The sequence below is a fragment of the uncultured Thiodictyon sp. genome (assembly GCA_903837595.1).
Taxonomy (GTDB): Bacteria; Pseudomonadota; Gammaproteobacteria; order Chromatiales; family Chromatiaceae; genus Thiodictyon.
Genome location: CAILVI010000266.1, coordinates 1 through 1,836, shown reverse-complemented (window position 1 = coordinate 1,836; position 1,836 = coordinate 1). Strand labels below are relative to the sequence as shown.

Below are 1,836 nucleotides of genomic sequence, written 5' to 3'. Positions count from 1 at the left end.
GAGGGTGACGGGCATCGTGATGACGGTGGAGTCCGAGTTGGCGGTGTAGTCACCGGCAAAATCGCTGGACCCGGACGGCATGCCGATCAAGGGGACTCGCACCGTGTCGCCCTTGTCGGATGGCTGCGGGCCGAAGTTGGTCGAGAACGACGTGACGGGCATCAGGTTCGCGGTGAAGGGCATGAGCGCCTTCTGGGCTACCTTGATGTCTTTGAGGTTGGTGAGGGTGTTGGACATGGCGGTGTGTTAGGCTTGGTGTTTGAGAATGATGGCTTGTTGTTCCGGGGTGAGCTTGCGCCAGAAGACGGTTTGCGCGGACGGATCGGTGATGGTGGCAAACTGCGCGTGGAGTTCGGCGGCCTGGGTGGCATCACCGAGCGGGGTGACGCGGGCGGGCAGCGTGGTGCCGGTGGAGGCGACTACACGAGCCACCTCGGTCTGGACGCGGGTGTCGAAATCGGCCTGCGACGCCTGGAGTCCGGAGATGCGGGTTTGCAGCGTGGTGGTTTCGGTCTTGGCCCCGTCGCGTTCGGCGCGGAGCGTTTCGAGGTCGGCAGTGAGCAATCCAACTTCGCCGCGCAGCGAATCAAGATTGGTGGATGCCTCGGCCAACAGGTCGGCCTGGGCTTTGAAATCCCGCTGGAGGGTATCAACCTGGGTGCGGGCTTCGGCTAGCAAGTCTTCGGGGGATGCGTTCATCGCACTGGATTGCGTGTCAACCGCCGCGTGATAAACCCGCAGACGACGCATGGCTTCGGCGCGGTCGGGCACCATGCCCGCCAGATTGACCCGTTGGGCCTGCCGCCCGCTGAACGTCTGGCCTTCCATGGCGTCGGCCGGGATTGCGCGACCCCGCGCCAGCACGGCGGCATGAAATTCCTGTGCGATTTCCGCCAAGTTGGAGCGGATCAAATTCCGCTGGTCGTCGGTCAGGGGCGTGCCCGGGGCACCCATCGCCTTGTATTTTCCAACGGAGAACACCTCCACCTTGATCCCTTCGGCATCGAGCGCGGCGGTGTCGTCGATCACGGCTTGTACCACGCCGATTGAACCGACTTGGGCTGATGGTGTGGCATAGACGGCGCGGGCTTGGGATGCGACCCAGTAGGCAGCCGATGCCATCAAGCCGGAAGAGAACGCATAGACCGGCTTGCGCTCATTGACGGACTTGACGGTCGCCGCCAGTTCGGGCGTGCCGGCCACGGTGCCACCGGGTGAGTCGATTTCCAAAAGCACGGCCTTGATGTCGTCACGCGCACCAGCCTCCCGAATGGCGTCGCCGATCATGTTGGAATCGGCGGCACGGAAAAGCACGCGGGCGAAAATGTCGGGCTTGCGCATCATCGGCCCGTCGATGGCAATCACGCCGATGCCATCCTCGACACTCAGGAGCGGGTTGGATTGGCCGGGTTGTGGCAGAGCGGCGCCGCGATCAAGGAACGAACGGGATGCAGCCGCCATCGAGCGCAGGGCTTCGGGCTGGATCAGCCAATCAAGATTTTGCAGGAACACCGGATTCACGCACCGGCGGCGGTGTCAACGCTGGCACCTGCAAACTTGAGGAACCCGTCGGCTTCCACAGCATCTCCACCGGCACGCCATACTTGGCGGCGGTGTCGAGAATCAGCTTCGCATCGCTGGCGCGGCGTTCGATTTCCTCACCAAAATCGGCACCCAACTCCTGAAAGTGATCTGACAGGGTTTTGAGCCCCATCTCCACGTCGGCGCGGTTCTGTTGGGCTTCGCGGCCCGCGTCCACGGTCACACGGCGGGGCGGAACGGAACTGATCTTCCACCACCCGGCGATGGGCGGCAGCAATCCCCGGCTGATGGCAT

3 protein-coding genes are annotated in these 1,836 nt (G+C 63.5%); all 3 read right to left on the bottom strand.

What is annotated here, in order from left to right; all coding sequences use genetic code 11:
- A partial coding sequence (locus tag QZY44_RS14520) for a hypothetical protein (RefSeq protein ID WP_295447402.1) occupies nt 1–237 on the bottom strand: 237 nt, incomplete at its 3' end.
- Nucleotides 238–246: 9 nt separating this feature from the next.
- A complete protein-coding gene (locus QZY44_RS14515; protein ID WP_295447401.1) occupies nt 247–1,512 on the bottom strand; it encodes a S49 family peptidase in 1,266 nt (421 codons plus the stop codon).
- Nucleotides 1,493–1,836: hypothetical protein (locus QZY44_RS14510; RefSeq protein ID WP_295447399.1), on the bottom strand; the 344-nt coding region annotated here is incomplete at its 5' end. The genes QZY44_RS14515 and QZY44_RS14510, both read right to left, overlap by 20 nt.